Annotated in this window: 22 protein-coding genes and 1 pseudogene; 9 read left to right on the top strand and 14 right to left on the bottom strand. The window is 73.0% G+C overall.

The genetic code is table 11. The features are described 5' to 3' along the window. The first annotated feature begins 84 nt into the window (after nucleotides 1–84). Complete coding sequence (locus tag ACQP0T_RS19280; RefSeq protein ID WP_433869348.1) at nucleotides 85–990, top strand: COX15/CtaA family protein; 906 nt, start codon at nucleotides 85–87, stop codon at nucleotides 988–990. A gap of 277 nt (nucleotides 991–1,267) precedes the next feature. Here the strand turns inward: ACQP0T_RS19280 and ACQP0T_RS19285 are convergent, their stop codons facing one another. The 3 genes and pseudogenes from ACQP0T_RS19285 to ACQP0T_RS19295 form a co-directional block, all read right to left on the bottom strand. Further along, complete coding sequence (locus ACQP0T_RS19285; RefSeq protein ID WP_345362018.1) at nucleotides 1,268–1,762, bottom strand: GbsR/MarR family transcriptional regulator; 495 nt, start codon at nucleotides 1,760–1,762, stop codon at nucleotides 1,268–1,270. Nucleotides 1,763–1,805: 43 nt separating this feature from the next. Continuing rightward, nucleotides 1,806–2,695 (bottom strand): annotated as a pseudogene (locus ACQP0T_RS19290) (ATP-grasp domain-containing protein). Next, on the bottom strand, nucleotides 2,692–3,009 hold the full coding sequence (locus ACQP0T_RS19295; RefSeq protein WP_433869349.1) for a hypothetical protein: 318 nt from the start codon (nucleotides 3,007–3,009) through the stop codon (nucleotides 2,692–2,694). The pseudogene ACQP0T_RS19290 and the gene ACQP0T_RS19295 overlap by 4 nt, the downstream one beginning before the upstream one ends. A gap of 115 nt (nucleotides 3,010–3,124) precedes the next feature. On the opposite strand from ACQP0T_RS19295, the gene ACQP0T_RS19300 reads away from it, so the two are divergent. After that, complete coding sequence (locus ACQP0T_RS19300; protein ID WP_433869350.1) at nucleotides 3,125–4,093, top strand: quinone oxidoreductase family protein; 969 nt, start codon at nucleotides 3,125–3,127, stop codon at nucleotides 4,091–4,093. A gap of 36 nt (nucleotides 4,094–4,129) precedes the next feature. Here ACQP0T_RS19300 and ACQP0T_RS19305 read toward each other — a convergent pair whose 3' ends face one another. Both ACQP0T_RS19305 and ACQP0T_RS19310 read right to left on the bottom strand, forming a co-directional pair. Then, entirely contained in the window at nucleotides 4,130–5,062 is a 933-nt protein-coding gene (locus tag ACQP0T_RS19305) for a DUF2157 domain-containing protein (protein WP_433869351.1), read from the bottom strand. Between the two features lie 264 nt (nucleotides 5,063–5,326). After that, nucleotides 5,327–6,253, bottom strand: a complete 927-nt coding sequence (locus ACQP0T_RS19310; RefSeq protein ID WP_345362033.1) for a heme o synthase — start codon at nucleotides 6,251–6,253, stop codon at nucleotides 5,327–5,329. 438 nt (nucleotides 6,254–6,691) lie between these two features. On the opposite strand from ACQP0T_RS19310, the gene tkt reads away from it, so the two are divergent. The 7 genes from tkt (at nucleotide 6,692) to ACQP0T_RS19345 (ending at nucleotide 16,523) form a co-directional block, all read left to right on the top strand. Further along, nucleotides 6,692–8,791, top strand: a complete 2,100-nt coding sequence (gene tkt / locus ACQP0T_RS19315) for a transketolase (RefSeq protein WP_433869352.1) — start codon at nucleotides 6,692–6,694, stop codon at nucleotides 8,789–8,791. A 14-nt stretch (nucleotides 8,792–8,805) separates the two neighbouring features. Next, nucleotides 8,806–9,912 carry a transaldolase gene (gene tal / locus ACQP0T_RS19320; protein ID WP_345362039.1) on the top strand — a complete coding sequence of 369 codons (1,107 nt, stop codon included), beginning with the start codon at nucleotides 8,806–8,808 and terminating at the stop codon, nucleotides 9,910–9,912. Nucleotides 9,913–10,120: 208 nt separating this feature from the next. Continuing rightward, nucleotides 10,121–11,749 (top strand): glucose-6-phosphate isomerase, encoded by a 1,629-nt coding sequence (locus ACQP0T_RS19325; protein ID WP_433869353.1) that lies wholly within the window; start codon nucleotides 10,121–10,123, stop codon nucleotides 11,747–11,749. 53 nt (nucleotides 11,750–11,802) lie between these two features. Beyond that, complete coding sequence (zwf, locus tag ACQP0T_RS19330; protein ID WP_433873775.1) at nucleotides 11,803–13,284, top strand: glucose-6-phosphate dehydrogenase; 1,482 nt, start codon at nucleotides 11,803–11,805, stop codon at nucleotides 13,282–13,284. Continuing rightward, nucleotides 13,281–14,237: a glucose-6-phosphate dehydrogenase assembly protein OpcA gene (opcA, locus tag ACQP0T_RS19335; RefSeq protein ID WP_433869354.1), complete on the top strand. Its 957-nt coding sequence runs from the start codon at nucleotides 13,281–13,283 to the stop codon at nucleotides 14,235–14,237. Before zwf ends, opcA begins: the two co-directional genes overlap by 4 nt. After that, nucleotides 14,234–14,989: a 6-phosphogluconolactonase gene (pgl, locus tag ACQP0T_RS19340; protein ID WP_433869355.1), complete on the top strand. Its 756-nt coding sequence runs from the start codon at nucleotides 14,234–14,236 to the stop codon at nucleotides 14,987–14,989. Before opcA ends, pgl begins: the two co-directional genes overlap by 4 nt. Before the next feature lie 313 nt (nucleotides 14,990–15,302). Next, on the top strand, nucleotides 15,303–16,523 hold the full coding sequence (locus ACQP0T_RS19345; RefSeq protein ID WP_433869356.1) for a glycoside hydrolase family 10 protein: 1,221 nt from the start codon (nucleotides 15,303–15,305) through the stop codon (nucleotides 16,521–16,523). An 84-nt stretch (nucleotides 16,524–16,607) separates the two neighbouring features. Here the strand turns inward: ACQP0T_RS19345 and ACQP0T_RS19350 are convergent, their stop codons facing one another. The 9 genes from ACQP0T_RS19350 to gap form a co-directional block, all read right to left on the bottom strand. Next, nucleotides 16,608–17,225, bottom strand: a complete 618-nt coding sequence (locus tag ACQP0T_RS19350; protein WP_433869357.1) for a GntR family transcriptional regulator — start codon at nucleotides 17,223–17,225, stop codon at nucleotides 16,608–16,610. Nucleotides 17,226–17,310: 85 nt separating this feature from the next. After that, a complete protein-coding gene (gene tcuA, locus ACQP0T_RS19355; RefSeq protein WP_433869358.1) occupies nucleotides 17,311–18,810 on the bottom strand; it encodes an FAD-dependent tricarballylate dehydrogenase TcuA in 1,500 nt (499 codons plus the stop codon). Between the two features lie 219 nt (nucleotides 18,811–19,029). Then, entirely contained in the window at nucleotides 19,030–19,503 is a 474-nt protein-coding gene (gene rraA, locus ACQP0T_RS19360) for a ribonuclease E activity regulator RraA (RefSeq protein ID WP_433869359.1), read from the bottom strand. A gap of 61 nt (nucleotides 19,504–19,564) precedes the next feature. Beyond that, on the bottom strand, nucleotides 19,565–19,969 hold the full coding sequence (locus ACQP0T_RS19365) for a YciI family protein (protein ID WP_433869360.1): 405 nt from the start codon (nucleotides 19,967–19,969) through the stop codon (nucleotides 19,565–19,567). A gap of 140 nt (nucleotides 19,970–20,109) precedes the next feature. Beyond that, on the bottom strand, nucleotides 20,110–20,454 hold the full coding sequence (locus ACQP0T_RS19370) for an RNA polymerase-binding protein RbpA (RefSeq protein ID WP_345362064.1): 345 nt from the start codon (nucleotides 20,452–20,454) through the stop codon (nucleotides 20,110–20,112). 48 nt (nucleotides 20,455–20,502) lie between these two features. Next, the gene (gene secG, locus ACQP0T_RS19375; RefSeq protein ID WP_345362067.1) at nucleotides 20,503–20,736 is read right to left on the bottom strand and encodes a preprotein translocase subunit SecG; all 234 of its coding nucleotides are present in this window, start codon (nucleotides 20,734–20,736) and stop codon (nucleotides 20,503–20,505) included. Nucleotides 20,737–20,964: 228 nt separating this feature from the next. Next, nucleotides 20,965–21,750, bottom strand: a complete 786-nt coding sequence (tpiA, locus tag ACQP0T_RS19380; protein ID WP_433869361.1) for a triose-phosphate isomerase — start codon at nucleotides 21,748–21,750, stop codon at nucleotides 20,965–20,967. Next, complete coding sequence (locus ACQP0T_RS19385; protein WP_433869362.1) at nucleotides 21,750–22,952, bottom strand: phosphoglycerate kinase; 1,203 nt, start codon at nucleotides 22,950–22,952, stop codon at nucleotides 21,750–21,752. The genes tpiA and ACQP0T_RS19385 overlap by 1 nt, the downstream gene beginning before the upstream one ends. Before the next feature lie 287 nt (nucleotides 22,953–23,239). Next, entirely contained in the window at nucleotides 23,240–24,250 is a 1,011-nt protein-coding gene (gap, locus tag ACQP0T_RS19390) for a type I glyceraldehyde-3-phosphate dehydrogenase (RefSeq protein ID WP_345362076.1), read from the bottom strand. Between the last annotated feature and the right edge of the window lie 168 nt (nucleotides 24,251–24,418).

The raw sequence follows: 24,418 nt of genomic DNA on the forward strand, positions 1-24,418 counted from the left end.
GGCACCGGCGCCGGGCCGACATACCATCGAGGGGTGCCGAAGGCGTCCTCTTCCTCCCGGACCTTCCGATCCACCCCCCGGCTGGTGCGCGTGCTCGCGCTGCTGGTGGTGGTCACCCAGTCGCTGATCTCGGTGACCGGTGCGACGGTCCGGGTGACCGGTTCGGGGCTGGGCTGCCCCACCTGGCCGCAGTGCTTCCCGGGCAGCATGGTGCCCGTCGACCACCACGAGGTGGCGACGCTGCACCAGGTGATCGAGTTCGGCAACCGCCTGCTGACCTTCCTGGTCGGCTTCGTGGCGCTGGCCTGCCTGATCGCGGCCTGGAAGGTGCGCCCGCGACGGCCGCGGCTGATCCGGTTGGCCTGGATCATGCCGCTCGGGGTCGTCGTGCAGGCCGTCATCGGCGGCATGACGGTGCTGGTGGACCTGGCCTGGTGGAGCGTCTCGGTGCACTTCATGGCCTCCGCGGTGCTGATCTGGCTGGCCGCGATGCTCTACAAGGCCGCCGCCGAGGGCGACCGGCCGCCGGTGGACGTGGTGCCCCGCCCGATGCGCAGGCTGCTGGTGGCGCTGACCGCGGTCACCGCCGCGATGCTCGTCGCCGGAACGCTGGTCACCGCCGCCGGTCCGCACGCGGGCGACCCCGAGACGCCCCGGCTGGGATTGCCGGTGCTCACCCTCACCCAGGTGCACGGCCTGCTGGTGATGGCCTACGTGCTGCTGCTCGCGGTGTTCGGCGTGTGGCTGCGCACCGCGCGCCCGACCAAGGCGCTGCTGCGCGCCTACGCCGCGGCCTGCGCGGTGGTGCTCGTGCAGGGCGCCATCGGTTCCCTGCAGTACGCGCTGAGCGTCCCCGAGGCGCTGGTGGTGCTGCACGTCCTCGGCTCGACGCTGGTGATCATCGCGACCGCCCTGCTGTGGGCCGAGTCCCGCTACCGCGGCCCGCTGCCCACCGAGGACCGACAAGAAGCCGAACCGGTCCCGGCTTGATCCCGCTCGCACACCGAGAAGGCCGCTGAGGTCCCACCGCTTCGCAGGACAGCAGCCTCCGGCGCAGCACCAGGTGAAACTCGCGACCACCGTCAGGCAAGCGGGGAAAGCCGCTTCCGCCTTGCCCCACCCTCGCAACCGGCACCGCCGCGGGTTCTCAGCGGCCTTCTCGCGAGGACGCCCTGACGCCGTGTACGTGTTCGGTACATGAGGAAGGGCGCCCGGAGCGAGAAGGCCGCTGAGGTTCCGCCATCCGCACCGCCCCGCAAAGGGAGCCTCAAAACCGCAGGCGGGGGCGGCCTTCCCTTTCCCACCTCCGCCACAGCTCCGGCATCTCCCCGGCCAGCCAGCGGTAGAACTCGTGCACCGTGCGCAGCCTGCGGGCCCGCTCGCCCTGGCCGCTGAACATGCGCAGCCCCTGCTCGGTGAGCTCCTCCAGGCCGGTGACCCGGCGCATCCGCTGCTGCACCAGCTCCGGCCAGCGGTCCTCCTCGACGCGGTAGAGCGCGGCCTCCCGGCCCTGCCGGGTCGTCTTGGACACGATGCCGAGGCGCATCAGCAACCGCACGTTGGTGCTGATCGAACCGGAGCTCGCGCTCAGCGCCAGGGACAGCTCGGCGGCGGTGCGCTCCGGCGGGTCGCAGATCAGCAGGAACGCCAGCACCCGCCCGGCGATCAGCGGCATCCCCTCGCTGGCCTCGAAGTGCGCCGCCATCTGCTCGATCCACTCCGACATCGCCGGGCGATCGGTCCGGTCCAGGTACTCGGTCACGGCGTGCATCCCCCGCTGATCGGTTTCAATGCGCGCTGAAACGCTAAACCACCGCGAAGTCCCTGTCCACAGCGGCCGCGAGTTCGGCGCGCACCGCCGAGGCGAAGCGCTCGGGGGCACCGGGGGCGAGCCGCAGGCCCAGGAACGGCTCGGTCAGCTCCAGCTCCAGCAGCAGCGGCGCGCCGCGCGCCGAGCGCACCAGATCGACCCGCGCGTAGAGCAGCGCCCGGCGCGGCAGGCCGAGCATCCCGGCGGCGGCGTCGAGCGCCGACTCGGCCAGCGCCCGCCACGGTCCCGGCGCCGGGACCTCGTGCCGCGCACCGCCGCGGAACTCCGCCGGTTCGGCGGCGGCCAGCGCGGGGCCCTTGGCGAAGGCGTGCGAGTACACCCCGCCGAGGAAGACCAGCGCCACCTCGCCCTCGCGGTCGACCGCCTCCTGGTACGGCTGCACCACGACCGCGCCGCCGTCGCGGCGCAGCTCGGCGAGGTGCGCCGCGGCCTCCGCGAGCCGCCCCGGGCCGAAGCGGGCGGCGCCCCGGGAGCTGGCCCCGACGGCGGGCTTGAGCGCGAACTCGCCGACCGGCCACTCCGGGGGTCACCGGGTTCGAGCACCTGCGTCGGGACCACGTCGACGCCCCGCGCGGCCAGCTCCGGCAGGTAGCGCTTGCTGGTGTTCCAGCGGACCGCGGCCGCCGGGTTGCGCAGCCCCGGCACCGCGTCGCACCAGGCCAGGAACTCGGCGCGGCGCTCCGGGTAATCCCAGGTGGAGCGCAGCACGACCAGGTCGGCGGCGCCGAAGTCGGTGTCCGGGTCGTCCCACCGCGCCCACTCGGCGGTGATGCCGAGGGCCGCGAGCGCGTCGACCAGCGGCGCGTCGTCCCGGTGGGCGCTGGGCAGCCCGGCGCAGCTCGCCAGCAGGACGCGGGACGTCATCGGGCGCGCGGTCCGGCCATCTTCCTGCGGTGCGCCGCACCGATCTTCAGCGCCGCGGTGGTCTCCGCGTCCCAGTCGTGGGCGTCGAGCCCGTCGACCGCCTCGACCAGCGCGGTACCGGTCGCCACGTCGGGCACCAGCACGTCGCCGAACGCGCCGTCCGCACCGACCAGCACGACGCGCGCACCGGCGTTGCCCAGGTGCTCGACCACCGCGCGCGCGGATTCGCCGTGCTCGCGCACGAACGCCTGCGCCGTCGCGATCGCCTTCGCGGTGGGCTCGGGCTGCTTCTCGACCGTCTTGTCCTCCGCCACACCCGGATCGTAGAACAGCCGGGACGATCTCCGGGCGTGTCCTACGCCTCCCTGTTGCCGGACCACCGGTGGATGCAGTTGAGTTCGGGGGACGACCGTCGACGTGGAGGTGGACATGCGCGCGATCCGGGTGGCGACCAGCGGTGGACCCGAGGTCATGGAGCTCGCCGAGGTCGAGGCGCCCGAACCGGCGGCCCGGCAGCTCCTGGTGGAGGTCGCCGCGATCGGGGTGAACTTCATCGACACCTACCAGCGCAGCGGTCTCTACCGCATGTCGCTGCCGTTCACGCCCGGGTCGGAGGGCGCCGGCCGGGTCGTGGCGGTGGGTCCGGAGGTGACCGGCTTCGCCGTCGGCGACCGGGTCGCGTGGGCGATGACCCCGGGCAGCTACGCCGAGCGGGCGCTGGTCCCGCAGGAGTCCGCGGTGCGCGTGCCGGACGCGGTGGACGACCGGACCGCGGCGGCCGCGCTGCTGCAGGGCATGACCGCGCACTACCTGGTCACCTCGACGCACCCGGTGCGCACCGGGGAGACCGCGCTGGTGCACGCCGCGGCCGGCGGCATGGGGCTGCTGCTCACCCAGCTCGTCAAGAGCCTCGGCGGCAACGTGATCGGCACCGTCTCGACCGCCGAGAAGGAGGCGCTGGCCCGGCAGGCCGGGGCCGACGAGGTGGTCCGGTACACCGAGGTCGACGTCGCCGAGGAGGTCCGGGACCTGACCGACGGGCGCGGGGTCGACGTGGTCTACGACGGCGTGGGCGCGAGCACCTTCGACGCGAGCCTGGCCAGCCTGCGCCCGCGCGGGCTGCTGGCGCTTTACGGCGCGGCCAGCGGCCCGGTGCCACCGGTGGACCCGCAGCGGTTGAACTCGGCGGGCTCGGTGTTCCTGACCCGGCCGAGCCTGGCCCACCACATCCTCACCCGCGAGGAGCTGGAGTGGCGGGCGGGCCAGGTCTTCGAGTGGATCGGCACCGGGGCCCTGGACATCCGGGTCGGCGCGACCTACCCGCTGGCCGAGGCGCGCCGGGCGCACGAGGACCTCGAAGGCCGCCGCACCACCGGCAAGGTGCTGCTGCTGCCCTGATCACGCCGCGGGCCCTCATCACGTCGTGGGCCCTGGTCACGCCGCGGGTGGGGTGCGGCGGTGCCTGCGCAGCCCGAACCCGCCGACCAGCAGCAGCACCGCCCCGGCGAGGAGCACGATCAGCGGGGCGCTGAGGCGCCCGCCGGTCCAGTCCCAGACCGCCTCCGGCACCGCCAAGGTCATCCCGACGACTCCCCCGGCGAGCAGCAGCGGCTCGTCCCAGCGCAGGAAGCCCGCCAGCAGCACCACCGCGAGCAGGAAGGTCAGCAGGTACGCCCACGGCGGCTCGGAGACCTGCCACTGCGCGCCGATCAGCGCGAGCACCAGGCCGACGGCCAGCCCGACCCGGCGCGCGGCCAGCAGCCCGCCCAGCGCCAGGCCGGTCCACACCGCGCCGAGGGCGAGCATCGCCGCGCTGTACGGCCAGTCGCCCAGGTCGACCACCCCGGTGTGCACCACCGCCGCGCTGAACCCGCCGGCGGCCAGCACTCCCGGGGCGGCGGGCAGCGCGGCGTACCCGGCGAGCGCGAGGGCGAGTCCGGCCAGCGCCCAGAGCACGTCGTGGGCGTCATCGGGCAGGCCGGTGCCGACGGCCCACGCCCCGGTCACCGACGCCAGCGCGAACAGCACCGCCACCACCCGGGCCCGGACCCCGTCCAGCAGCCGCCAAGCGCGCGGGGCACCGCCGATGAAGCCGCCCGCGACGGCCAGCGCGGCGGTGGCCAGCGCCAGCACCAGCACCTGTCCGGTGCGGGAGAGCTCGTCCCAGGTCGTGCCCAGGAGCAGCGCCGCACCGCCGAGCACGAGGACCCCGCCGAGGTAGCCGAAGACCTCCCAGAGGGTGCCGCGCCGTCCGCCGAGGCGGTGACCGCCGAGCTCGGCGGTCACCGCCTCGGCCTGCGCCTCGGTGAGCACGCCCCGATCGACCAGGCCGCGCAGCGCGGTGCGCTGGCGCGCGGTCAGCGTCATGGTCATCACCCCTCGGCGGGAGGTTACCCACCGGGAACCGCCGGCTCACCGCCCCGCGGCCGACACCCCGAGTCGAACGCCGTCACCCGAAAGGGAGCTGAGTTTTCAGGATGCGGCGGAGCCGCATGCGGTGAGTGGGTACATCAGGAGCGGATCCCGGAGCGAGAAGGCCGCTGAGGACCCGCTACCCGCACCGCCAAGCAGGCCATTCTGAAACGGTCCTTACTCGGGCAAGGGTGCCCCTCACCTGGCTCAGAAGACGGTTCAGAAGACGGTGGGGAGGCTGAGGGCCGAGTCGACCGCGAGGGCCACGCAGACGATCATCAGGTAGGTGTTCGACATGTGGAACAGCTTCATGGGCTTGCTCGGTTCGCCGCGCTTGGTGGCGACGTGCAGCCGGTGCGCCAGCACCAGGAACCACGCCCCGGCGGCGACCGCGAACGCGGTGTAGAGCCAGCCGGTCGCCGGGACCAGCAGCAGCGTCCACACCACCATCAGCCAGGTGTAGGCCACGATCTGCCGGGACACCACGATCGGCTGGGCCACCACCGGCAGCATCGGGACCCCGGCGCGCTCGTAGTCGTCCTTGTACTTCATCGCCAGCGACCAGGTGTGCGGCGGGGTCCAGAAGAAGACGATCCCGAACATGACCAGCGCGGGCCACTCCACCGTGCCGGTCACCCCGGCCCAGCCGATCACCACCGGCATGCACCCGGCGGCACCGCCCCACACGATGTTCTGCACGGTGCGGCGCTTGAGCACCAGCGTGTAGATCAGGACGTAGAACAGGATGGTCGCCACCGCCAGCACGGCGGCGAGCAGGTTCGTGGTCGCCCACAGCCACCCGAACGAGCCGACGCCCAGCGCGAGCCCGAAGACCAGGGCGTGCCGGTTGGACACGGTGTGCCGGACCAGCGGGCGCGCCCGGGTCCGCTTCATCACCTGGTCGATGTCGGCGTCGGCGACGCAGTTCAGCGCGTTCGCGCTGCCCGCGGCCATGGTGCCGCCGACCAGCACCGCCAGCACCAGCCACGGCGACGGGATGCCCCGCTCGGCCAGCAGCATCGCCGGGATGGCGGTCACCAGCAGCAGCTCGATGACCCGGGGCTTGATCAGGCCGAGGTAGGCCTTGAGCAGCTCACCGGGACGCCGGGCGCGCCGTCCCCGGGGTGCGTCGACGACGGCGGTCACGACGCTGCCCTCACCGGCGGCATGGCACTCCTAGATCCAGTCGACGTCCACGAGCGACTCGACGCGCACCGGTCCGGCGCGCGGAATCGAACCGCCTCGAATAGTAGGCGCGCTACCCCACCGCCCGTCGCTCGGGTGTTCCCGCGCGCCGCACCGCCACGCACCGAGCCGCACCGGCGACCGACGGTGCCGCCGGTAGGCTGGACGCGCTCCCGCCGCCGTGCGCGCGACGCGCGCCGCCGCGGCTGGTCCGCCGCTCCCGGCAGGCGCCACCCGGCCTGCCGACCGGCCTTCCAGCGGGAGGGACAGCAGTCCGGACGGGTCGCAGCGCGGCTGATCGGCCACGACTAGGCTGACCACCGGACGAGGGATAACCGCGGGTCGAATCGGTCCAGCGACCGCATTCACCGCGCCGAGGGAAAAACTGGAGCTGCGTCCGTGTCCGTCACCGACGATCTTGCCCGCTTGACCACCAAGCGCCTCCCCGAGGACTGGACCGAACTGGACCAGCGCGCGGTGGACACCGCTCGCGTGCTGGCCGCCGACGCGGTGGAGCGTTGCGGGAGCGGTCACCCGGGAACCGCCATGAGCCTGGCCCCGGCCGCCTACGCGCTGTTCCAGCGCGTCATGCGGCACGACCCCGCCGACCCGGAGTGGATCGGTCGCGACCGCTTCGTGCTGTCGGCCGGGCATTCGAGCCTGACCCTGTACATCCAGCTCTTCCTGTCCGGGTACGGGCTGGAGCTGGACGACCTCAAGGCCCTGCGGACCTGGGGTTCGCAGACCCCGGGCCACCCGGAGTACGGCCACACCGCCGGGGTCGAGACCACCACCGGCCCGCTCGGGCAGGGCCTGGCCACCGCGGTCGGCATGGCGATGGCCGCACGCCGCGAGCGGGGGCTGTTCGACCCGGAGTCGGCCACCGGGGAGAGCCTGTTCGACCACGACATCTACGTGATCGCCTCCGACGGCGACATCGAGGAGGGCGTGACCTCCGAGGCGTCGTCGCTGGCCGGCACCCAGCGCCTGGGCAACCTCACGGTGATCTACGACGCCAACGAGATCTCCATCGAGGACGACACCCGGATCGCGCTCAGCGAGGACACCGCCAAGCGCTACGAGGCCTACGGCTGGCACGTGGTGACCGTCGACGGCGGTGAGGACGTCGCCGGGCTGCTGGCGGCCATCGAGGCCGGCCGGGCCGAGACCGAGCGCCCGACGCTGATCGTGCTGCGCACGGTCATCGGCTACCCCGCGCCGACCAAGATGAACACCGGCAAGGCGCACGGCGCCGCGCTGGGCGGCGACGAGGTCGCCGGGGTGAAGAAGGCGCTGGGCTTCGACCCGGAGCAGTCCTTCCAGGTCGACGACGAGGTGCTGGCCCACGCCCGCCAGGTCGTCGAGCGGGGCAAGGCCGCGCACGCCGCCTGGAGCGCCCGGTTCGACCAGTGGGCGGCGGCCAACCCGGAGCGCGCCGCGCTGCTGGAGCGGCTGCGCACCCGCGAGCTGCCCGCCGGCTGGCAGGAGAAGCTGCCGAGCTGGGAGGCCGACGGCAAGGGCATCGCGACCCGCAAGGCCTCCGGTGAGGTGCTCAGCGCGCTGGCCGAGGTGCTGCCGGAGCTGTGGGGCGGCTCGTCCGACCTCGCGGAGAGCAACAACACCACGATGAAGGGCGTCGACTCGTTCGGCCCGGCCGACATCTCCACCCGGAGCTGGCAGGCCCAGCCCTACGGCCGGACGCTGCACTTCGGCATCCGCGAGCACGCGATGGGCTCGATCCTCAACGGCATCGCGCTGCACGGCGGCACCCGCCCCTACGGCGGCACGTTCCTGGTGTTCAGCGACTACATGCGCCCGGCGGTGCGGCTGGCGGCCCTGATGCAGGCCCCGGTCGTCTACGTCTGGACGCACGACTCGATCGGCCTGGGCGAGGACGGCCCGACCCACCAGCCGATCGAACACCTCGCCACGCTGCGCGCCATCCCGGGCCTGTCCGTGGTCCGCCCGGCCGACGCCAACGAGACGGCGGCGGCCTGGAAGGCCATCCTGGAGGACACCAGCGGTCCGGCCGGCCTGGCGCTGACCCGCCAGGGCGTGCCCACGCTGGAGGGCGTCACCGCCGAAGGCGTGGCCAAGGGCGGTTACGTCCTGGCCGACGCCGGGAACGGTGCCCCGGAGCTGGTGCTGATCGCGACCGGTTCCGAGGTCCAGCTCGCGGTGGAGGCCAGGAAGATCCTGGAGGCCGAGGGCGTTGCCACTCGTGTGGTGTCGATGCCGTGCGTCGAGTGGTTCGACGCCCAGGACGACAGCTACCGGGAGCAGGTGCTGCCGACCTCGGTCGCGGCGCGGGTCGCGGTGGAGGCCGGTTCGGCGCTGACCTGGTACCGGTTCGCCAAGGACGCCGGGGAGATCGTCTCGATCGACCACTTCGGCGCCTCGGCGGACTACAAGACCCTGTTCACCGAGTTCGGGTTCACCGCCGACGCCGTGGTCGCGGCAGCCCGGCGCAGCCTGGACAAGGCGCGCGGCAACGCGTGAGTGGAGGAATACCTGTGACCACCAACCCGAAGCTCAAGGCGCTCAGCGACGCCGGGGTCTCCATCTGGTTGGACGACCTGTCCCGCCAGCGGATCAACTCCGGCAACCTCGCCGAGCTGATCAGCGAGAAGAGCCTCGTGGGTTGCACCAGCAACCCCACGATCTTCGCCAAGGCCATCTCGAACGCCGCCGACTACGCCGACAAGGTGCGGGAGCTGGCGGCGCGGGACGCCTCCGTCGACGAGGCGGTGCGCGAGCTGACCACCGCTGACGTGCGCGATGCGGCGGACGTCTTCCGCAACGTCCACGAGGCCACCGACGGCGTGGACGGCCGGGTCTCCCTGGAGGTCGACCCGCGGCTGGCGCACGACACCGAGCGCACCGTCGCCGAGGCCCTGGACCTGTGGAAGGCGGTGGACCGGCCGAACCTGATGGTGAAGATCCCGGCCACCACCGAGGGCCTGCCCGCGATCACCCGCACGCTGGCCGAGGGCGTGAGCGTCAACGTCACGCTGATCTTCGCGGTCAGCCGGTACCGGGAGGTCATGGAGGCCTACCTGGCGGGGCTGGAGCAGGCCAAGGCCAACGGTCACGACCTGTCCGGCATCGCCTCGGTCGCGTCCTTCTTCGTCTCCCGGGTGGACACCGAGATCGACAAGCGGCTGGAGTCCATCCCCGGCGGCCAGGACCTGCGGGGCAAGGCGGCCATCGCCAACGCCCGGCTGGCCTACGCCGCCTACGAGGAGGTCTTCACCGGCCCGCGCTGGGAGGCGCTGGCCGCCGCGGGGGCGCGCAAGCAGCGCCCGCTGTGGGCCTCGACCGGGGTGAAGGACCCGTCCTTCTCCGACACCCGCTACGTCGACGAGCTCGTCGCGCCGAACACGGTCAACACCATGCCGGAGGCCACCCTGGAGGCCGCCGCCGACCACGCCGACATCAACGGCGACCAGGTCAGCGGCACGGCCGCCGAGTCCCAGCAGGTGTTCGACCAGCTCGCCGAGATCGGCGTGGACCTCGACGACGTCTACGCGGTGCTGGAGACCGAGGGCGTCGACAAGTTCGAGAAGTCCTGGGAAGAGCTGCTGGACACCGTCCGCGGGCAGCTCGACCAGGCGAAGTAAGGCCGGTCGGGCGGTCCGGGCGACCGGGCCGCCCACCCCGACCCGGACCGGCGCGCCTGCCGCGCCGGTCCGGGTCGGCGACACTGTGGGGGCACTGGTTCCCACGGACAGGTCGCCGCGCCGTCCCGGTGCCCGATGGGGCTGGCCCTGGTCCTTCGGACATCTCGGTGGTCCGGCGACGACACCCACCAGAGGCTGAAGGAATTGCATGGCAACCGACACTTCCGTCGACATCACCGATGAGGCGCTGGCCGCCGACGCCGGACCGCTGGTAGACCGGCTGGCCGCCGACCAGGTTGCCGGGAAGCTCGCCGCCCACGACCCGACCCTGTGGGGCGCCGCGGCCGAGAGCGAAGCGGCCGTCCGGCTGGCGTGGACGACGCTGCACGACACCTCCCGGCCGCTGCTGGCCGAGATCGAGGCGCTGCGGGCGGAGCTGCAGGCCGAGGGCCTGGACCGGATCGTGCTCGCCGGGATGGGCGGCTCCTCGCTGGCCCCCGAGGTGATCACCGCGGCCGCCGGGGTGCCGCTGGTCGTGCTGGACACCACCGACCCCGGCCAGGTCGCCGACGCGCTGGCCGGCGACCTGGAGCGCACCGTCCTCGTGGTGTCCTCCAAGTCCGGCAGCACCGTGGAGACCGACAGCCACCGCCGGATCTTCGAGGCCGCGTTCCGCGAGGACGGAATCGATCCTGTGACCCGCATCATCGTGGTCACCGATCCGGGTTCCCCGATGGAGACCGCGGCGGCGGAGGCGGGTTACCGCAAGGTCTTCACCGCCGACCCGAACGTCGGCGGGCGCTACTCCGCGCTGACCGCCTTCGGGCTGGTCCCCGCCGGGCTCGCCGGGGCCGACATCGCCGCGCTGCTCGACGACGCGGCGGCGGCCCACCAGGCGCTGCACGTCGACGGCCCGGACAACCCGGCGCTGCGGCTGGCGGCGGCCCTGGGCGCCGCGCACGGCCGGGGCGCCGAGAAGGTCGTGCTGGCCGACGCGGGCTCCGGGCTGCCGGGCTTCGGCGACTGGGCCGAGCAGCTCATCGCCGAGTCCACCGGCAAGGACGGCACGGGACTGCTCCCGGTCGTGGTGGAGGGCCCGGACTCCACCGGGTTCGCCGACGCGGGCGACGACGCGACCGCCGTGGCCATCGGCCCGGACGCGTCCGGCGCCGCGATCAGCACCACGGGACCGCTCGGCGGCCAGTTCCTGCTCTGGGAGTTCGCCACCGCCGTGGTGGGCAGGCTGCTCGGCATCAACCCGTTCGACCAGCCCGACGTGGAGGCCGCCAAGAAGGCGGCCCGGGCGCTGCTGGACGGCCCGGCGGGCGGCCCGGCCGCGACCCCGACGCTGGTCGACGGCTCGATCGAGGTGCACCCCTCCGGGAACTGGCTGTCGGTCGGGGTGGCCACCGTCCGCGAGGCGCTGAAGGTGTTCCTGGCCGCCGCGCCGGAAGGCGGGTACCTCGCGGTGCAGGCCTACCTGGACCGGCTGGACGACGCCTCGGCGGCCGTGCTGCGACCCGAGCTGGCCCGCCGCACCGGGCTGCAGACCACGTTCGGCTGGGGACCCCGGTTCCTGCACTCCACCGGGCAGTACCACAAGGGCGGCCACCAGAACGGCCTGTTCCTGCAGCTCACCGGCGACTCCGAGCAGGACGTCGAGGTGCCGGACCGGCCGTACTCGCTGGCCGGGTTGCAGCGGGCGCAGGCGCTCGGCGACGGGCAGGTGCTCAGCGACCACGGCCGCCCGGTGCTGCGGCTGCACCTCACCGACCGGGCCGCCGGTCTGGTCGAACTGGTCAAGGCGATCCAAGACCTCGGGCAGGAGGCGAAGTGACTTCGGCAGGGCGACGCTGGCAGAACCCGCTGCGCGATCCGCGGGACAAGCGGATGCCGCGGATCGCGGGCCCCTGCGGCCTGACGATCTTCGGCGTGACCGGGGACCTGTCCCGCAAGAAACTGATGCCCGCGATCTACGACCTGGCCAACCGCGGCCTGCTGCCGCCGGGCTTCTCGCTGACCGGGTTCGCCCGGCGCGACTGGGCCGACCAGGACTTCGGCGAGGTCGTCTACGAGGCGGTCAAGGAGCACGCGCGAACGCCGTTCCGGGAGTCGGTGTGGAACCGGCTCGCCGAGGGCATCCGGTTCGTCTCGGGCTCCTTCGACGACGACGCGGCCTTCGACCGGCTGGCCGACACCGTCAAGGAGCTCGACGCCGACCGGGGGACCGGCGGCAACCACGCGTTCTACCTGTCGGTGCCGCCGTCGGCGTTCCCCACGGTGCTCACCCAGCTCTCCCGCAGCGGGCTGACCGACCCGACCGGTGAGGACTGGCGCCGGGTGGTCATCGAGAAGCCCTTCGGGCACGACCTGGACAGCGCCCGGGAGCTCAACCGCATCGTCAACGAGGTCTTCCCCGAGGACTCGGTGTTCCGCATCGACCACTACCTCGGCAAGGAGACGGTGCAGAACATCCTGGCGCTGCGGTTCGCCAACCAGCTCTTCGAACCGCTCTGGAACGCCCACTACGTCGACCACGTGCAGATCACCATGGCCGAGGACATCGGCCTCGGCGGGCGCGCGGGCTACTACGACGGCATCGGGGCGGCCCGCGACGTCATCCAGAACCACCTGCTCCAGCTCCTCGCGCTGACCGCGATGGAGGAGCCGGTCTCGTTCTCGCCGAACGACCTGCGCGCCGAGAAGCTGAAGGTGCTCTCGGCGACCAAGCCGGTCGGTCCGTTCGACCGGACCACCGCGCGCGGCCAGTACACCGGCGGCTGGCAGGGCGGCTCGCTGGTGCCGGGCCTGCACGAGGAGGGCGGCTTCGCCTCCGACTCGATCACCGAGACCTACGCCGCGATCACCCTGGAGGTGGAGAGCAGGCGGTGGGCCGGGGTGCCGTTCTACCTGCGCACCGGCAAGCGCCTGGGCCGCCGGGTCACCGAGATCGCGGTCGTGTTCAAGCGCGCCCCGCACCTGCCCTTCGACAGCACGATGACCGAGGAGCTCGGCGAGAACGCCCTGGTCATCCGGGTGCAGCCGGACGAGGGCGTGACGATGCGGTTCGGCTCCAAGGTGCCCGGCACCTCGATGGAGGTCCGGGACGTGACGATGGACTTCGGCTACGGCCACGCCTTCACCGAGTCCTCGCCGGAGGCCTACGAGCGGCTGATCCTGGACGTGCTGCTCGGCGAGCCGTCGCTGTTCCCGGTCAACGACGAGGTGGAGCAGTCCTGGCGCATCCTCGACCCGGTGCTGGAGCACTGGGCCGAGCACGGCAAACCCGAGCCCTACAAGGCCGGCACCTGGGGACCGCCGTCGGCGGACGAGATGCTGGCCCGCACCGGACGCGTCTGGAGGCGACCGTGATCATCGACCTGCCCTCGACGACGACCTCGCAGGTCAACAAGAAGCTGGTCGAGCTGCGCGAGACCGGTGGCGCGGTCGCGCTCGGCCGCGTGCTGACCCTGGTGGTGGTCACCGGGGACGGCACCGAGGTGGAGCAGGCGATCGACGCCGCCAACGAGGCCAGCCGGGAGCACCCCTGCCGGGTGATCGTGGTGGCCCGCGGCGCCCGCCAGGCCGCTCCCCGGCTGGACGCCCAGATCCGCATCGGCGGCGACGCCGGTGCCTCCGAGGTGCTGGTGCTGCGGCTCTACGGGGCGCTGGCCGACGAAGGCGCCGGTTCGGTGGTGCCGCTGCTGCTGCCGGACGCCCCGGTGGTGGTGTGGTGGCCCTCGGACGCCCCGGAGAGCCCGGCGAAGGATCCGATCGGCGCGCTGGCGCACCGCCGGATCACCGACTCGGCCGCCGAGGAGGACCCGATCGCGGCCCTGCAGGCCCGGCTGGAGTCCTACGCCGACGGGGACACCGACCTGGCCTGGACGCGGCTGACCACCTGGCGCGCGCTGCTGGCCACCGCGCTCGACCTGCCGCCGCACGAGCCGGTGACCTCGGCGACGGTGGCGGGTGCGCCCGCGTCGCCGTCCACCGACCTGCTGGCCGGTTGGCTGGCCGCCTACCTGGACATCCCGGTGCGGCGGCTGGAGCACCACGGCGGCCCGGGGATGTACTCGGCGACGCTGGAACGGCCTGCCGGGGACATCGAGATCATCCGCCCGGACGGCAAGGTCGGCACCCTGACCCAGCCCGGCCAGCCCGACCGCCAGGTCGGCCTGCAACGCCGCGAGCTGGGGGACTGCCTGGTGGAGGAGCTGCGCCGGCTCGACCCGGACGAGATCTACGAGGCGACGCTGCACGGCCTGTCCGACGTGGTGCGCGGCGAGCGCGAGTCCGAGGCCGCCGAGGAGGGGACCGGATGAGCGCCGAGGTCGTCGTCCACGACAGCGCCGAGGTGCTCGCCGCGGCCACCGCCGCCCGGTTGATCACGGCGCTGGTGGACGCGCAGTCCGCGCGCGGCACCGCCTCGGTGGTGCTCACCGGCGGCGGCACCGGCATCAGGATCCTCGAGGAGGTCCGCCGCTCCCCCGCGCGCGACGCGGTGCGGTGGGACCACGTCGAGTTCTTCTGGGGCGACGAGCGGTTCCTGCCCGCGGGCGATCCGGAGCGCAACGAGACGCAGGCCCGGCAGGCGCTGCTGGACCACGTCGGCGTCGACCCGGAGCGGGTGCACCCGATGGCGGCGTCGGACGGCAAGTTCGGCGACGACGTGGACGCGGCGGCGCTGCACTACGCGGAGGTGCTGGCCGCCACGGCGCGACCGGCGACCGACGTCGAGGTGCCCGTCTTCGACGTGCTGCTGCTCGGCGTCGGCGAGGAGGGCCACACCGCCTCGCTGTTCCCCGGCACGCCGGAGGTGCGGGAGGACGCCCGGACCACCGCCGCCGTCCGGGACTGCCCGAAGCCGCCGCCGACCCGGGTCTCCCTGACGCTGCCCGCCATCCGGGCCGCCCGGGAGGTCTGGTTGGTGACCGCCGGCGCGGGCAAGGCCGACCCGGTCACCGCCGCGCTCGGCGGTGCCGAACCGGCTGAGATCCCGGCGGCGGGCGCGGTCGGCCGGGATCGCACGCGGTGGCTGCTCGACCGGGACGCCGCGGCGCACCTGGCGAGCTGATCCCCGGCGGTCCGGCCGCCGGGCCGGACCGCCGCCTCCCGCGCGAGCCCAGGCGTCCAGGAAGCGGCGCGCAGCTCGTCGGCGACCGGCCCCGCTCAGGGGTCTTTCAGAATGCGGCGGAGCCGCATGCGGTGCGGCCGTCAGCTTGCACCGCGGCCCGTGCTCGGACGCGATCGCTGAGGTTCCGCCACCCGCACCGCCACGCAGGCCATTGGCGAAAGCGGTCCTTGGCCGAAGGGGCAGCGGGAACGGCGTCGGGGTGCGTACCCTGTCCGTCGCGGGATGATCCACGACAGCGTTGTCGGAGGCGCGCATGAACCGCGAGCAGGGCGTCCGCCGGATCCGCGCCGACGTGCTGTGCCTGGCCCTGGCTTCGGTGGCGGTCCTGCTGGGGCTGATCGGCACCGGCGGAGCGGCGGCGCGGTCACCCACCACGGCGCTGCGCGGCATGTGGATCGGGGCGGTGCACAACATCGACTGGCCGAGCCGCCCGGGCCTGACCCCGCAGCAGCAGCGGACCGAGTACCGGGCGCTGCTGGACCAGGCGGTCGACCATCGGCTCAACGCGGTGTTCGTGCAGGTCCGCCCGACCGCCGACGCGTTCTGGCCGTCCCCGCGCGAACCGTGGTCGCACTGGCTCACCGGTGAGCAGGGCCGCGATCCCGGCTACGACCCGCTGCGGTTCATGGTCGACGAGGCGCACCGGCGCGGGCTGGAATTCCACGCCTGGTTCAACCCGTACCGGGTGAGCACCCACGCCGACCCGTCCCGGCTGGTGCCGGAGCACCCGGCCCGGCAGCACCCGGAGTGGACCTTCGAGTACGACGGCCAGCTCTACTACGACCCGGGCCTGCCCGAGGTCCGCGAGTTCGTCACCGGGGCGATCATGCACGCGGTGCGCGGCTACGACATCGACGGCGTGCACCTCGACGACTACTTCTACCCGTACCCGGCCGACGGGGTGGAGATCCCGGACCGGGACACCTTCGCCCGCCACGGCGGCGGGTTCACCGACATCGCCGACTGGCGCAGGCACAACGTCGACCAGCTCGTGTCCACGTTGGACCGCGAGGTGCACGCCGCCAAGCCCGGGGTGCGCTTCGGGATCAGCCCGTTCGGCATCTGGCGCAACGACAGCAGCGACCCGGCGGGCTCGGCCACCAGCGGCCTGGAGTCGTACTCGGCGATCTACGCCGACTCCCGCAAGTGGGTCCGGGAGGGCTGGGTGGACTACATCGCGCCGCAGCTCTACTGGTACATCGGGCACCCGGCGGCCGACTACGCCGCGCTGGTGCCGTGGTGGCACCGCACCGTCGACGGCACCGACGTCGAGCTCTACATCGGGCAGGCCGCGCACCGGGCGGGCAGTTCCCCCGGCTGGACCGACCCGGGCGAGCTGTCCGCGCACCTGACGCTGAACCGGGACCACCCGGGGGTGTCGGGGGACATCTTCTTCAGCGCCACCTCGCTGCGCACCAACGCCGCCGAAGCGATGGACCGCGTGGTCGCGGAGCACTACCAGCACGCGCGCTGACCGGCCGGTCAGGATGCGGCGGTTCGCCGCGGTCCCCTCGCGAGGACATTCGCACCGCCGCGCAGACCATTCCGGAAGCGGTCCTCAGTCGTCCCCGTCCTGGTAGATCCGCAGCCTCAGGTCCCGGGCGCGGGTCATGTGGTCGCGGGCGAGGTCGTGGGCCCGCTCGGCGTCGCGGGCCTCGATGGCCTCGATGATCCCCTGGTGCTCGGCGATCGCCTCGGTCCAGCGCCCCGGTTGCGCCAGGGTGGTCGCCGGGTAGCGGGTGAGGTGGTTGTTGAGCCGGGTCAGCAGGTCCACGATCGTCCCGTTGCGCCCGGCCGCCCAGATCTGCTCGTGCACCGCGCGGTTGGCGTCGGCCATCGCCCCCGGGTCACCGGTGTCGGTGGCCTCCATCGCGGCCTGCGCGCGGCGGATCCGGATCAGGTCCAGCTCGCCGTGCCGCTGGGCCGCCGCCGCGGCGGCGGTCGCCTCCAGCGAGATCCGCACCTCGTAGATCTCCAGGATCTCCTCCGGGCTGCGGGTGCGGACCCGCATCCCCCGGTCCCCGCGCTCGACCAACCCGTCCTGCTCGAGCCTGCGCAGCGCCTCGCGCACCGGCGTGCGGCTGGTGCCGTAGCGCTCGGCCAGGGAGAGTTCGACGAGCGCGGCTCCGGCGTCGAACGCGCCGGCCACGATGTCGGCGCGCAGCCGGTCGTACACCTCGGACAGGACGGGCCTCCTCGCTCGCGGTTGCGGACCGGACGGCGACGCGCACCGGTCCGCACCAGGATACGCCGGTATGCACTCAGTCCTCGGGCGACGCGCCCGCCGCGTGCCGACCGGCGAGGCGGCCGAAGACCGCGCCCGAGGTGAGACCGCTGCCGCCCGGGTAGTTGCCGGAGAACAGCCCGCCCACCAGCTCGCCCGCGGCGTAGAGCCCGTCGATCGGCGCCCCGGCGGTGTCGAGCACCCGCGCGGCGGGATCGACGTGCAGACCGCCGAAGGTGAAGGTGATGCCGCAGCCGACGGCGTAGGCGTAGTACGGCGGGGTGTCCAGCGGCTGCGCCCAGTTCGACTTCGGCGGATCCACCCGGGCCGCGCGGCCGTCCTTCACCGCCGGGTCGAACGGGACGTCCACGATGGCGGCGTTGAACTCCGCGACGGTGCGCCGCAACCCGTCCGCGTCGATCCCGGCCCGCGCGGCGAGCTCGTCGAGGGTGTCGGCGGTGGTCTCGCTGATCGGGCGCGAGTCGTACTCCTCGGTGCGCAGCAGCGGCCTGGTCCGCGCGTCGAAGAGCTGGAAGCCCCGGCCCCCCGGCTGGCGCAGGATCTCCCGGCCGTACTTGGCGTAGGTGTAGTTGCGGAAGTCCGCGCCCTCGTCGAGGAACCGCTGCCCGTCCCGGTTCACCACGATCCCGATCGGGTAGCTCTGCCGGGTGAGCTGGTTGGTCAGCTCCCGGTCGCCGCGCACCGGGTCGGCCCCGGCGTCCCACGCGGTGCTGTGGCAGGAGCCCCAGTCGCCGTGCGGCGCCGCCCCGGCGGCCAGCGCGAGGTCGAGCACCTCACCGGTGTTGGTGCCGGTCCCGCGCACGTACGCGTGCTCCCAGCCCGCCCCGAGGTGCTCGGCCCGGCGCGCCGGATCGGCTTCGAAGCCCCCGGCGGCGAGCACCACCGCACCGGCCGACACGCGGTGCTCGGCCCCGGCGGCGTCCCGGTAGCTCACCCCGCGCTCCTCCGCGTTCCCCTCGGCGTTGAGGTGCAGCGCCACCACCTCGGCGCCGCAGCGGACCTCGATCCCGGCGCGCTCGGCCGCGGCGGTGTGCTGCGCGATGAGGCCCTTGCCCCCGTCCACCGTCCCGACGTAGAGCCCGCCGAAGAACACCCAGGCGTCACCGGAGACGTAGGCCTGCCGCTCGTACATCAGCCGCCAGCGGATGCCCTTGTCGGCCAGCCACCGCACCGCCGAGGCCGAGCGCGCGACCAGCACGTCGGTGAGCACCGGGTCGCAGCGCCCTTCGGTGACCCGGTGCATGTCCGCGGCGAAGGCCTCGCGCGGGTACGGCGGCAGCTCGGTGTCGGCCAGCCGCTGCCGGGTCGTCTCGTCGTCGAGCAGGTCGGCGATGTCGTCGAGGCCGTCGAGGGCGAACCGGAACGCACCCGCCGTGTAGTAGGAGTTGCCACCCGCCTCGGCCGCCGGCGCCTTCTCCAGGACCAGCACCCGGGCGCCCTGCTCGGCCGCGGCGTGCGCGGCGCAGAACCCCGCGTTGCCCCCGCCGACGACCACCACGTCGACCCGCTCGACCATCGAATCCTCCTCCGCCGCCCATTCAGTACACGACTGTATACACAAGAATACGCACCATGGCCCCACCGATGTCAATCCCACCCGCCCCGCCGCCGGGAGCCCTCGGGCGGAACCGCCGCGCACGACACCCGGGCGCGTCCGGGGAACTGAGCGAGGGGCACCTTCCTCCGACCTAGCCGGATGAAGGTGCCCCCACTCAGCACGACACGCCCGGAGGCGTCAGGCTTCGGCGACCACCACGATGCCGTCCTGGTCGCAGACCACGGTCTCGCCCGGCACGAACCGGACGCCGCCGAACTCGACGACCTCGTCCACCGCACCGTCCCCGGTCTTGGTGCTCTTGCGCGGGTTGGTGCCGAGCGCCTTGACGCCGAAGTCCATCCCGCCCAGCACGGCCGCGTCGCGGACCGCGCCGTGGATCACCACACCGCTCCACCCGTGCGACCGGCCGATCTCGGCGATCAGGTCGCCGATCAGCGCGGTGTGCAGCGAACCGCCACCGTCGACGACCAGCACCCGACCGTCCCCCTCCTCGCCCAGGACGGACTTGAGCAGCGCGTTGTCCTGGAAGCACCGCACGGTGCGGATCCGCCCGGCGAACGCGGTCCGCCCGCCCAGGTCGCGGAACTGCAGGTCGCAGCTCCGCACGGCGAGACCCTCCCGGTCGGCGAGGTCGGCGGTCGAGATGTCCATTCGCGCACTCCTTCTGCAGCCGGCTGGGCCGCGAGCGTAACCCGACCGCGGGACGTCCCGATCAGCCGCGGCGCATCCGCTCGGCGAGCCGCCGTTCCCGCTCGGCCTGCTCCGGCGCGTACGCGGCGAAGTCGTCGATCTCGAAGACCTCGCGGACCTCCACCGGCGCCGGGCACCGGGTGGACCAGTCCCGCATCTCCTCCCGGGACTCCACCTGGAGCAGCCAGAAACCGGCGACCAGCTCCTCGGACGCGGCGAACGGGCCGTCGACGACGGTGCGCGCGCCGTCCGGCCCGAGCTCGGTGCGCCAGCCCCGGGAGCTGGGCCGCAGGCCCTCGGCGGCGATCAGCACGCCCGCGTCCACGAGCTGCTCGTTGTAGTCGGTCATCGCTTCGAGCGTCCCGGCGTCGGGCATCGCGGCCGCCTCGTCGGGCGCATCGCCCTTGACGAACATCATGAAGCGCATGGTGGTCCTCCCCCTCGTGGCCGAGCGGTTCCCGGCCGGTCGCGCGGGCGGCGCGACCGCCCGCGGACCTCCCGGATACCCGCTCCGGACACGACGAAGCCGGGCGGACCCGAGTCCACCCGGCTTCCCGGACCTGCCGCTCAGCGGCCCTTGCGCTCCCTGAGCCTGGTCAGCGCCTCCTCGAGGATGGCCATGCCGTCCTCATCGCTGCGCCGCTCCTTGACGTAGGCCAAGTGGCTCTTGTACGGCTCGTTGCGCCGCGCGGAGGGCGGATCCTCCTCGTTGCGCCCGGCGGGGCTCCCGCACCGCGGGCAGTCCCACTCCTCCGGCACCTCGGCGTCCACCGCGAACGACGGCCGGACGTGATGGCCGTTGCCGCACCAGTAGTCCACCCGCTGGCGCGGAGCCGACTCGCCCCGCTCGGACTCGCCGGTGGCCGGTCCCGACCCCACGCGAGTGCCGCGGATGGCGTTACCACCAGTCATTCAACCTCACCCACCAAGCCGCCGGGTCGATCGGCCGCGTCCGGCCGCTCAACCGATCTTGACCAGCAGGCCGACCGCGACGATGCAGATGACCCACAACGCGAGGACGAACAACGTCATCCGGTCGAGGTTCTTCTCCGCCACGCTCGAACCGGCCAGGCTGGATTGCATCCCACCGCCGAACAACGAGGAGAGCCCGCCACCCTTGGCCCGGTGCAGCAGCACCAGCAGGACCAGCAGCACGCTCAACACGATCAGACTGATCTGCAGGAAAAGAATCATCACGTCCTCGTTCGCACAGCGGTTCGCAACCTAGAGTACCGGGCCGCCAACGGGGCGTAGACCACCGTCCACCCGAACGCCGCACCGACGGTCTCACAACCCGGACGTCCCGCCCGCGCCGGGTCCGCCGGGATCATCACCGGACGCCCGGCACCCCGGGCCTGCGCACCGAGTGCGGGGCACCTCCATCCGGCATGGTCGGATGGAGGTGCCCCGCACTCACCTGGTTCACGGCAGGGGGCCGCCCGCGGCCATCGCGCTCAGCTTGGTGAACTCGTCGCCGTTGAGGCTGGCGCCGCCGACCAGCGCGCCGTCGACGTCGGCCTGGCCGATCAGCTCGCCGATGTTGCTGGACTTCACCGAGCCGCCGTAGAGCACCCGGACCTCGTCGGCGATCTCGGCGCCGTACTTGTCCGCCAGGGCCGCGCGCAGCGCCGCGCAGACCTCCTGGGCGTCCTGGGCGGTGGCGACCTTGCCGGTGCCGATCGCCCAGACCGGCTCGTAGGCCACCACGACCTGCCGCACCTGCTCGGCCTTGAGCCCCTTGAGGCCCTCGATGAGCTGCGTCGTGCAGTGCGCCACGTGCGAACCGGCCTCGCGGATCTCCAGCGACTCGCCGACGCACACGATCGGCGCCATGCCGTGCTTGAGCACCTGCCGGGTCTTGCGGTTGACCACCTCGTCGGTCTCGGCGTGGTGCTCCCGCCGCTCCGAGTGGCCGACGACCACGTAGTCGCACCCCAGCTTGGCCAGCATCGGCCCGGACACGTCCCCGGTGTAGGCGCCGGAGTCGTGCTCGGAGATGTCCTGCGCGCCGTGCTTGAGCAGCAGCTTGTCCCCGTCGATCAGGGTCTGGACGCTGCGGATGTCGGTGAACGGCGGCAGCACGGCCACCTCCACCTTGGCGAAGTACTTCTCCGGCAGCGCGAAGGCGACCTTCTGCACCAGGGCGATGGCCTCGAGGTGGTTCAGGTTCATCTTCCAGTTGCCCGCGATCAGCGGCTGCCTGGCCATCAGCGCTCACCTTCCAGGACGGCCACTCCGGGCAGGTCCTTGCCTTCCAGGAACTCCAGCGACGCACCGCCGCCGGTCGAGATGTGCGAGAACCCGTCCTCGGACAGGCCCAGGGTGCGCACCGCGGCGGCCGAGTCGCCGCCACCGACGACGCTGAAGGCCGAGGAGTCGATGATCGCCTGCGCGACGCCCCGGGTGCCCTCGGCGAACGCCGGGAACTCGAAGACGCCCGCCGGCCCGTTCCAGAACACCGTGGCGGCCGAGCCGAGGACCTCGGCGAACCGGGCGACGCTGCGCGGGCCGATGTCCAGCCCCATCCAGCCGTCCGGGATGGCGTCGGCGGCGACGGTCTCGTGCGCGGCGTCGGCGGCGAACCGGTCGGCCACCACGACGTCCTCCGGCAGCACCAGCTTGTCGCCGTGCTCGGCCAGCAGCTTCCGGGTGTTGTCGAGCTGGTCCTCCTGGAGCAGCGAGGCACCGGTGCCGTAGCCCTGCGCGGCCAGGAAGGTGAAGGCCATCCCGCCGCCGATCAGCAGCGAGTCCACCTTGGGCAGCAGCGCGGTGATCACGCCGAGCTTGTCGGAGACCTTGGAACCGCCGAGCAGCACGACGTAGGGCCGCCGCGGGTCGCCGGACAGGGTCCGCAGCACCTCCACCTCGGAGAGCACCAGGCCACCGGCGAAGGCGGGCAGCCGCTTGGCCACGTCGTAGACCGACGCCTGCTCGCGGTGCACCACGCCGAACCCGTCGGAGACGAACGCGGCGCCGGAGCCCACCAGCGCGGCCAGCTCGTCGGCGAGCGCCCCGCGCTCGGTGTCGTCCTTGCTGGTCTCGCGCGGGTCGAAGCGGACGTTCTCCAGCACCGCCACCGACCCGTCGGTCAGGCCGTCGACCACCGACCGGGCCGACTCGCCGACCACGTCACCGGCCAGCGCGACCTCCGCGCCGAGCAGCTCCCCGAGCCGCCGCGCGACCGGCGCCAGCGAGTACTTCGAGTCCGGCTCGCCCTTCGGCCGCCCCAGGTGCGCGGTCACCACGACCTGCGCCCCCGCCTCGGCCAGCTTCGACAGGGTCGGCAGCGAGGCCCGCACCCGCCCGTCGTCGGTGATCCGGTCGCCGTCCAGCGGCACGTTCAGGTCGGCGCGCACCAGCACGCGCCGCCCCCGCACCCCCTCGGACAGCAGATCGTCGAGATCCTTCACGCTCTGCTCCTCAAGTAGGGGAGGACCCGCCCGGACCACCCCGGACGGGTCCCCCAAAAACCACCACCCGGCGGTGTCGGCACGACATGCCGAACCGCGTCAGGCAAGCGGCGAAGCCGCTTCCGCACCGCGCGCGCAACCGGCACCGCCGCGGGTTCTCAGCGGTCTTCCCGCGAGGACGGCGCCGACGTGGTGAACCGGGCGTTCATGATGTCGGCGGTCCCGCAGCGAGAAGACTTCTGAGGTTCCGCCACCCGCGCCGACGAGCAGCGGAACCACAGCTCACCTCAGGAGAGCTTCTTGCCGACGAGGGCTGCGAGATCGGCGAGCCGGTTGGAGTAGCCCCACTCGTTGTCGTACCAGCCGACGATCTTGACCTGGTTGCCGATGACCTTGGTCAGCGGCGCGTCGTAGATCGTCGAGTACGGGTCGGTCACGATGTCGCTGGAGACGATCGGGTCCTCGTTGTACTTGAGGACGCCCTTCAGCTTGCCCTCGGAGGCGGCGGCCTTGAACGCCTCGTTGACGGCCTCGACCGAGGTGCTCTCCCGGACGGTGGCGGTGAGGTCGGTGACCGAGCCGGTCGGCACCGGGACGCGCATCGCGTAGCCGTCGAGCTTGCCGTTGAGCTCCGGCAGCACCAGGCCGATGGCCTTGGCCGCACCGGTGCTGGTGGGCACCACGTTGACCGCGGCGGCGCGGGCGCGGCGCAAGTCCTTGTGCGGGCCGTCCTGGAGGTTCTGGTCGGCGGTGTAGGCGTGCACGGTGGTCATCAGGCCCTGCTCGATCCCGAAGGAGTCGTTGAGCACCTTCACCATCGGCGCCAGGCAGTTGGTGGTGCAGGAGGCGTTGGAGAGGATGGTCTGCGTGCCGTCGTACTTGTCGTCGTTGACGCCGAGCACCACGGTCAGGTCCTCGCCCTTGGCGGGCGCGGAGATGATGACCTTCTTGGCCCCGCCCTCGTCGACGTGCTTGCGCGCGTCCTCGGCCTTGGTGAAGAAGCCGGTGGATTCGACCACGACGTCCACGCCCAGGTCGCCCCAGGGCAGCTTGCCCGGGTCGCGCTCGGCGAGGATCTTGATGAGCTTGCCGCCCACCTCGATGCCCTCACCGGTGACCTTGACGTCCTGCGCGATCGGGCCCAGGACGCTGTCGTACTTCAGCAGGTGGGCCATGGTCGCGACATCGCCCAGGTCGTTGGCGGCCACGATCTCGATGTCGTGCTCGCTGGCGGTGGCCGCCCGCCAGAAGTTCCGCCCGATACGACCGAAGCCGTTGATGCCTACGCGAACGGTCACGCCGATCTCTCCTCGTGACTGACCCGGCCGCCGATGCGGCGGGTGGGCTTGATGGTCTCGGCCCAACCCTATCGGTCGATCGCCGGTCCGCACGCGGGGCGCTCGTCGCAGGTCGCCGGGGGACACCCGGATGGCGGGGGCGGTGCCGCCGACCGGCCGCACCCGGCG

This window comes from Saccharopolyspora sp. CA-218241, assembly GCF_050954615.1.
Lineage (GTDB): Bacteria > Actinomycetota > Actinomycetes > Mycobacteriales > Pseudonocardiaceae > Saccharopolyspora > Saccharopolyspora cebuensis.